This is a genomic window from Streptomyces sp. NPDC059900 (assembly GCF_050270335.1).
Taxonomy (GTDB): Bacteria; Actinomycetota; Actinomycetes; order Streptomycetales; family Streptomycetaceae; genus Streptomyces.
Genome location: NZ_JBNNJZ010000424.1, coordinates 1 through 7,089, shown reverse-complemented (window position 1 = coordinate 7,089; position 7,089 = coordinate 1). Strand labels below are relative to the sequence as shown.

6 protein-coding genes are annotated in these 7,089 nt (G+C 70.7%); 5 read left to right on the top strand and 1 reads right to left on the bottom strand.

Features of this window, described 5'->3' with window-relative positions:
- On the bottom strand, positions 1–320 hold a 320-nt coding region (locus ACQKIP_RS34855; RefSeq protein WP_427745056.1), incomplete at its 3' end, for a glycosyltransferase family 2 protein.
- A gap of 198 nt (positions 321–518) precedes the next feature.
- On the opposite strand from ACQKIP_RS34855, the gene ACQKIP_RS34850 reads away from it, so the two are divergent.
- The 5 genes from ACQKIP_RS34850 (at position 519) to ACQKIP_RS34830 (ending at position 6,946) form a co-directional block, all read left to right on the top strand.
- Positions 519–1,850 carry a DUF6716 putative glycosyltransferase gene (locus tag ACQKIP_RS34850; protein WP_365865946.1) on the top strand — a complete coding sequence of 444 codons (1,332 nt, stop codon included), beginning with the start codon at positions 519–521 and terminating at the stop codon, positions 1,848–1,850.
- Positions 1,851–1,894: 44 nt separating this feature from the next.
- Entirely contained in the window at positions 1,895–3,181 is a 1,287-nt protein-coding gene (locus tag ACQKIP_RS34845) for an N-acylneuraminate cytidylyltransferase (RefSeq protein ID WP_365865949.1), read from the top strand.
- A 13-nt stretch (positions 3,182–3,194) separates the two neighbouring features.
- Positions 3,195–4,145 (top strand): N-acetylneuraminate synthase family protein, encoded by a 951-nt coding sequence (locus ACQKIP_RS34840; protein WP_365865950.1) that lies wholly within the window; start codon positions 3,195–3,197, stop codon positions 4,143–4,145.
- Between the two features lie 69 nt (positions 4,146–4,214).
- On the top strand, positions 4,215–5,333 hold the full coding sequence (locus ACQKIP_RS34835; protein ID WP_365865952.1) for a hypothetical protein: 1,119 nt from the start codon (positions 4,215–4,217) through the stop codon (positions 5,331–5,333).
- A gap of 311 nt (positions 5,334–5,644) precedes the next feature.
- Positions 5,645–6,946: a M20 family metallopeptidase gene (locus ACQKIP_RS34830; RefSeq protein ID WP_365865953.1), complete on the top strand. Its 1,302-nt coding sequence runs from the start codon at positions 5,645–5,647 to the stop codon at positions 6,944–6,946.
- Positions 6,947–7,089: the final 143 nt, after the last annotated feature.

Here is a 7,089-nt window from a genome sequence, read left to right as displayed (position 1 = left end):
ATGGAGGACACGAGTTGTGCGTAATAACCGGGCGCGAGCCAGTCGTCACCGTCCAGGAAGGTGAGGTACTCGCCGCGCGCCGCGTCAAGGCCCGTGTTGCGGGCGGTCGCGAGACCGCCGTTCGTCTCATGTCTGAGATGGACGGCGCCGGGCAGCTCGCGCGCGGCACGCTCCAGGATCTCTGGAGTCTCATCCTTCGAACAGTCGTCGACGAGAATGAATTCGAAGTCGTCGCGTGCGTTCGCTCGCAGACTCTTCAAGGTGTCGGGCGCGTATTGCTGCACGTTGTAGAACGGCACGATGACGGAGAGCTTAACCACGTGGGTGACGTTAGGTGTCGGCCCGGCATTCGTCTTGGCCGAAGGTGAGATGCCAGGTGAACGACGCATGGCGGAATGGTTAACCCGCCTGCCCACCGGCGGTTTCCCGGCCTGATTCGCCATTCGTCGGCATTCTGTTAACCGTTTGTTGCACCTGAGTTGGGCCGCCAATCGAAATGCCTTCCTAGCGTCTTGGCTGTGCCAGCAAGCAACAGCGGGACGACACGGATCACCGTGCTCGCCGACTCCGACACCCGGTGGAAATGGGGCGCGCTCACCGCGAGCCGCCTCACCGCCGAGGGCGCGGACACACGCCTCGACGGACGCCTCCTTCGCGGCCGGGCCACGCCCACCGTCCGCCAGCTCGAAGAGGTCGGGGTGCGCGCGGACTCCCTGCGTGAGGTCACCGCGATCGAGTTCCTGCGCGAGGTCGAGCGCGAAGCGCCCGACGTGATCGTGCTCGCCCTGGTGGGCGGCGCGGTCCAGGCGGTCCTGCACGGGCTCGCCCGTATCGCGCAGGACGCTGCGGCAACCGGCGGGCGCCGGCCCGTCGTCGTCACCGGCTATGTCGGCGTCGTCTACGAGAAGCTCGCCGACGGCCTGCTGCTGCGGCACGGCGCGGACGTCGTCCTCGCCAACTCCCGCCAGGACGCGGAGCGTTTCCGCGCCGTGTACGAGGGGGTCGGCGCCGACGCGTCGGGCGTCGTGGAGAGCGCGCTGCCGTTCCTGGGCGGCGCGGCCTATCCCGGAAAGGGCCAGAAGCGCGACCCGTACACGGTCGTCTTCGCGGCGCAGCCCTCCGTGCCCGACAGCCGCGCACACCGCACGTACCTGCTGCGCCGCATGGCCGAGCACGCACGCATGCACCCGGACCGCGAGGTCCTGATCAAGCTGCGCAGCAAGCCCGGCGAACACACCACGCACATCGAGGAACTGCCCTACCAGAAGCTCGCCAAGGGCGAGGACCTGCCGCCCAACTGCCGTCTCGTGTACGGGAACATGGGCGAGGTCCTCGACCGCACCGACCTGCTCGTCACGGTCAGCTCCACCGCCGCGCTCGAATCCCTGCACCGCCGCATCCCCACCGCGGTCCTCACCGACCTCGGGGTGCGCGAGGCGCTCGGCAACCACCACTTCATCGGCTCCGGATGCCTGGCGTCCTGGGACGAGATCGACGCGGGGTACAGCCCCGAGGCCGCTCCCGAGTGGGTCGCGCGGCAGGGCGTCGCGCCCGACGGGACGTACGAGAAGGCCTTCGACGCGGCACGTGAACGCGTGACGTCGCTGCTCGCCAGGACCTCGCTGCCCGCGATCACCCCGTACTACAGCCTCACCACCGCCCCCGGATACCTCCCCGGCATCCTGGCCCGCCACCACCTCGGCCCGGACGGTGCCCCGCTGCCCGGTGTCCCCGCCGCGGACCGCGAGCCGGGACCCGTGCGCCAGGCCGTCCGCAGCGCGGCGCGCGGCGCCTACCGGCACGGGGTGCAGCGCGTGGCCCCCGTCATCCGGCGGATGGGCGAGCTGTGAACCGCGGTCGAGCCGTGATCCCCCACCCCTCTCAAGGAGCCCCCATGTCCCGTCCCGCCCCGGGAAGCGCGCCCGCCCACCGCGTCCTCGCCGTCATCCCGGCCCGCGGCGGCTCCAAGGGCGTGCCCGCCAAGAACCTCGCCCCGGTCGGCGGTGTGCCCCTGGTGGCGCGCGCCATCCGCGAGTGCCTGGCCGCGCGGCTCGTCACGGACGTCGTCGTCTCCACGGACGACCACGTGATCGCCGAGGCCGCGCGCTCGGCGGGCGCCGAAGTGGTGCTCCGCCCCGCCGCGATCGCGGGGGACACCGCGACCAGCGAGGCCGCCGTCCTGCACGCGATGAACGAGCACGAGGCGCTGCACGGCACGCCGGTCGACGTCGTCCTGCTCGTACAGTGCACCAGCCCCTTCATCGTCCGCGAGGACATCGACGGCGTGGTCGGCTCGATCATCGACGGCGGCGCGGACACCGCACTGACCGTGGCCCCCTTCCACGGCTTCGTCTGGCGCGACGCCGACGACGAGCCCGCCGCCCTCGACGCACGCCGCACCGGCCAGCTCGGCGGCACCACGAAGGTCGCCAACGCGACGGCCACGGACGGCGGTTACGGCGTCAACCACGACAAGTCCTTCCGCCCGCGCCGCCAGGACCGCCCCCAGGACCTCCTGGAGACCGGCGCGGTCTACGCCATGGACGTGGCCGGCTTCCGCGAGCACAAGCACCGCTTCTTCGGGCGTACCGAACTGGTCCGTACGGACCCGGCGCGTGTCCTGGAGATCGACGACCCGCACGACCTGGCCCGCGCCAGGGCGCTCGCGCCGCTCTTCGACTCCGACCGGGCCGACGCCCTTCCGACCCGCGACGACATCGACGCGGTCGTACTCGACTTCGACGGCACCCAGACCGACGACAGGGTGCTGATCGACTCCGAAGGACGGGAGTTCGTCTCCGTGCACCGCGGGGACGGCCTCGGCATCGCGGCCCTGCGTGACGAGGGCATCCCGCTGCTGATCCTGTCCACGGAGAAGAACCCGGTCGTCGCCGCGCGGGCCAGGAAGCTGAAGCTTCCCGTCCTGCACGGCATCGACCGCAAGGACCTCGCACTCAAGCAGTGGTGCGAGGAGCAGGGCATCGCTCCCGAGCGCGTGCTCTACGTCGGAAACGACGTCAACGACCTGCCGTGCTTCAGCCTCGTCGGCTGGCCCGTGGCGGTCGCGAGCGCCCACGACGTCGTACGCGGCGCCGCACGCGCGGTCACCGCACTCCCCGGTGGTGACGGCGCGATCCGAGAGATCGCCGCATGGATCCTCGGCCCCTCCCTCAACAAGTAAGGAAAGTTCTGCCATGAGCTCCACGACCCCCACGGCCTCCAACTCCCGTCTGCGCACCTTCGGTTCGAAGACCGCGGGTCCCGGCCAGCCCGTCTACATCACGGGTGAGATCGGCATCAACCACAACGGCGAGCTCGACAACGCCCTCGCGCTGATCGACGTGGCCGCCGACGCCGGCTGCGACGCGGTGAAGTTCCAGAAGCGCACCCCGGAGATCTGCACCCCGCGCGACCAGTGGGACATCGAGCGCGACACCCCCTGGGGCCGGATGACGTACATCGACTACCGCCACCGCGTGGAGTTCGGCGAGTCCGAGTACCAGGCCATCACCGAGCACTGCAAGAAGCGCGGCATCGACTGGTTCGCCTCCCCGTGGGACACCGAGGCCGTCGCCTTCCTGGAGAAGTTCGACCTCCCGGCCCACAAGGTCGCCTCCGCCTCGCTCACGGACGACGAGCTGCTTCGCGCCCTGCGCGCCACCGGCCGCACGGTCATCCTCTCCACCGGCATGTCGACCCCGAAGCAGATCCGCCACGCGGTCGAGGTCCTCGGCTCGGACAACATCCTGATGTGCCACGCCACGTCGACGTACCCGGCGCAGGCCGAGGAGCTCAACCTCCGCGTGATCAACACCCTCCAGCAGGAGTACCCCAACGTCCCGATCGGCTACTCCGGCCACGAGACGGGCCTTCAGACGACTCTGGCGGCCGTGGCCCTTGGCGCCACCTTCGTCGAGCGTCACATCACCCTCGACCGCGCCATGTGGGGCTCGGACCAGGCCGCCTCCGTCGAGCCGCAGGGCCTCACCCGCCTCGTCCGTGACATCCGCACCATCGAGGCGTCCCTCGGTGACGGCGTCAAGAAGGTCTACGAGTCGGAGCTCGGCCCGATGAAGAAGCTGCGCCGCGTCGCGGGCGTCGTCGCCGAGGCCGACGCGGCCGAGCGCGAGCCGGTCGCGGTCTGAGCGCGCGGACGCTCTTGACGGGGCCTCCCACCGGGCCCCCTTACCAGGACAGGACACGGTCATACGACGATGAGCCCCCGACCCGCCGGGCCGACGGCCCCCACCGCTGAGGCGCCGCCCACCACGCTGGCGTTCGTAGAGAGCCCTGTGCAGCTCCTCAACGTCCTTGAGTGGGCGCATTCGGCGGGGGCCACCGGCCCGGCCGGGGGTCTCACCGTCGTCGTCCTCTCCCCGAACGACCCCATGACCCGTGGCCAGTTGCGCCGCATGGCCCAGCTGGCCCGCGACGAGGGCCTGAACGTCCGCTGGGAGGAGGCGCGCGGCGGCGCGGCTGCTCCCTTCCAGACGATCGGCGGCCTGACGGGCGCGCTGCGCGCGGCGGACCGGATCGTCATCGGCGACCCGTTCTCGCGCTACGTACAGCTGCTCCTGACGATCACGCGGGCTCGCTCGCTGGTGGTCGTGGACGACGGAACGGCCACGATGGAGTTCGTGGCGCAGCTGGCGGCGGGGGAGCGGCTGGTGCGCTGGCACCGGCGCGGGGGGCGCCCCGGCGTCCGTGACCTGGCCTTCGCCCCGATCTCGTCCTCGGCCCGCCGCCGCCTGACGCCGGGCGGCAAGCGCACGGTGGAGATCTTCTCCTCGATGCCGATCGACTCGGCGCCGGAGGGTGTGCGGGTGACCGCGAACTCCTTCGCGTGGACGCGGGACCGCTTCGGCCCTCCCCGCGTCTCCAAGGGCGCGGACCTGGTGGGCACGTCCCTCGTGGAGACGGGGGTGGTGGACCCCGACCGCTATGTGGAGGCGGTCCGCTCGCTGTCCCGCGCACACGGCGCCACGCGCTACTTCGCCCACCGCCGCGAGAGCGCCGAGAAACTCCACCGCCTGGCGGTGGAAACGGGCCTCCAGGTGGTCCGCCCCGACCTCCCCCTGGAACTGATCGCCCGTCGGGGCCCGATCGGCAGCACGATCCTGAGCTTCCCCTCCACCGTGGTCCACACCCTGCCCCTGGCCCTGGCGGGCACGGAGGTCCGGGTAGCGGTCTGCGACATCGACCCGGCATGGCTGACGGAGAACGCCTCGCCGCGAGCAGAGGGCTTCCTCTCCGGCGTCACGGGCACGGCCCGCGACGTACACCGCCTGGCGGCAGTGGCTTCCCCCTCGCAGGGCCTCGCAACTACGGCGTGACTCCAGCCTTGATCGCCGCCGGTCCGCTGAGGTGTCCGACACCCCCGCGGGCCGGTCGGTGTGCATGGACCTTCGCCTCCGTGGTACCTGTGGAGTGGCCCCGCCCCAGCTGCGCACAGGGGTGTCGTCAGGGAGGTGGCGTACGCATATGACCAGTGCCTTATCCCCTAAAAAGGCGGAGAGTTTACCCACCTCAAGTAGCGCCCATGCGCCACGCGGCCACTTTTTCTTACCCTATCGGGCTGAACTTTTGTTGATCGTGGGTCAGTTGGTCCCTGGCTCGCCCTACCCTTCAGAGGGTGAACCAACTGATGTCACGAGATTCCGAGCGAGAGTCAGGGCGAGGGCCCGAGCGCGATTCCGAGCGAGGTTCCGAGGTCGATCTGCCCGGCGAAGCCCCGGGGGGCGCACCCGGAGAAGCCGCACTCCCCGGCACACTCCCGGCCGCCCTGCGCAGCGAACTCATCGCCTTCCGCCGCGACTTGCACATGCATCCCGAGCTCGGTAACCAGGAGTTCCGTACCACCGCGGCCCTCAAGGCCCGGCTCGAATGCGCCGGCCTCGAACCGCGCGTGCTCGACATCGGCACGGGCCTCGTCTGTGACATCGGCACCGAGCAGTGGGACGGCGTACGCCCCATGCTCGCCCTGCGCGCCGACATCGACGCCCTGCCCATCCCGGACACCAAGCTCGGCGTCCCGTACCACTCCACCGTGCCCGACCGCGCCCACGCCTGCGGCCACGACGTGCACACCACCGTCGTGCTCGGGGCCGGGCTCGTCCTCGCCGACCTCGCGAAGCAGGGGAAACTGCCCCAGCCCGTACGGCTGATCTTCCAGCCCGCGGAGGAGGTTCTGCCCGGCGGTGCTCCCGACGCCATTGAGTCCGGGGTCCTTGAGGGAGTCGGGCGTATCGTCGGCGTGCACTGTGATCCCCGTGTCGACGCCGGGAAGATCGGGTTGCGGCACGGGCCCATCACCTCCGCCTGTGACCGCCTCGAGGTCTCGCTCGACGGGGCCGGCGGGCATACCGCCCGGCCGCATCTGACGACCGACCTGGTGACCGCCGCCGCCAAGGTCGTCACCGAGGTTCCCGCTTTGGTCGCCCGGCGTATCGACGCCCGCTCGGGGCTCGCGGTGACCTGGGGCCGCATCGAGTCCGGGCACGCCTGCAACGTCATCCCGCAGCACGCCGAACTCTCCGGCACCGTCCGCTGCCTGGACCTCACCGCCTGGCGGCAGGCCCCTGACCTGGTGCACGGCGCCATCCAGGAGATCGCCGATCTGTACCGTGCCAAGACCGTGGTGAACTACATCCGCGGGGTCCCGCCCGTCGTGAATGACCCCGAGGTAACTGACCTGTTGAGGGACTCCATGGAGCTGCGGCGCGGCACGCACTCCGTCGAGGACACCGAACAGAGCCTGGGCGGCGAGGACTTCTCCTGGTACCTGGAGCACGTGCCCGGCGCCATGGCCCGCCTCGGTGTCCGTACGCCCGGCGAGCGCACCGTCCGCGATCTGCACCAGGGCGACTTCGACGCGGACGAGTCGGCGATCACGGTGGGCGTCGAGATGTTCACCGCGGCGGCGCTGCTCGACGGCACCTACCGGTAACCACCGCTATCGGCCGGTTACGGCGGACCCGTTCACCCGGACGTAACCGGCCCTCGGCACGAATAGGTAACGGCAGTGCGAAACCCCGTTCCCCTCCCTTTCTACGCGCGTTACTGTGCCCCGCAAACAGGCCCCGCCAAGGG

Coding starts and splice junctions, on each gene's coding strand:
- ACQKIP_RS34845 (WP_365865949.1), top strand. CDS start 1,895: ATGTCCCGTCCCGCCCCGGGAAGCGCGCCCGCCCACCGCGTCCTCGCC.
- ACQKIP_RS34840 (WP_365865950.1), top strand. CDS start 3,195: ATGAGCTCCACGACCCCCACGGCCTCCAACTCCCGTCTGCGCACCTTC.
- ACQKIP_RS34835 (WP_365865952.1), top strand. CDS start 4,215: ATGAGCCCCCGACCCGCCGGGCCGACGGCCCCCACCGCTGAGGCGCCG.
- ACQKIP_RS34830 (WP_365865953.1), top strand. CDS start 5,645: ATGTCACGAGATTCCGAGCGAGAGTCAGGGCGAGGGCCCGAGCGCGAT.